This window comes from Buchnera aphidicola (Pemphigus obesinymphae) (assembly GCF_026122815.1).
Classification (GTDB): domain Bacteria; phylum Pseudomonadota; class Gammaproteobacteria; order Enterobacterales; family Enterobacteriaceae; genus Buchnera_C; species Buchnera_C aphidicola_BJ.
The window spans coordinates 1-512 of the sequence record NZ_JAIWQW010000078.1; the positions used below are offsets into that span (position 1 = coordinate 1).

Sequence of the window (512 nt, forward strand, 5' to 3'; positions counted from 1 at the left end):
AAATTGAAGTAGGTAAAATTTATATTGGAAAAGTAACGCGGATAGTTGATTTTGGCGCTTTTGTTTCTATTGGAATAGGAAAAGAAGGATTAGTTCATATTTCACAAATAGCTGAAAAAAGAGTGGAAAAAGTAACTAATTATCTTAAAATAGATCAAATAGTATCTGTTAAAGTATTAGAAGTAGATAGACAAGGAAGATTACGTCTTAGTATTAAAGCTGCTGAGTAATTATATTACCGATGATAACAGTAGATAATTTTATTCAAAAAAATTTATATAAATTTTTTATATATAAAATAGTTTTTTAAAAATATTTTTATTTGGAATAAAAATATTTAATATAACTTTAATTATAAATATTATATTTGATATATTTTTTTTGTTAAATAATTTTTTTATATTATATGTATTTGTTATCATATTTCTTTTATAATCGTAGATATTTTTATTTAAATTATTTTTTATAATATAGAAAATAAATTTCTATTTTTATTATTTCATTTTATACAG

Annotated in this window: 1 protein-coding gene; it reads left to right on the forward strand. The window is 18.0% G+C overall.

From position 1 onward, the window contains the following. Positions 1-230: S1 RNA-binding domain-containing protein (locus LDP10_RS03175; RefSeq protein ID WP_265197279.1), on the forward strand; the 230-nt coding region annotated here is incomplete at its 5' end. Positions 231-512: the final 282 nt, after the last annotated feature.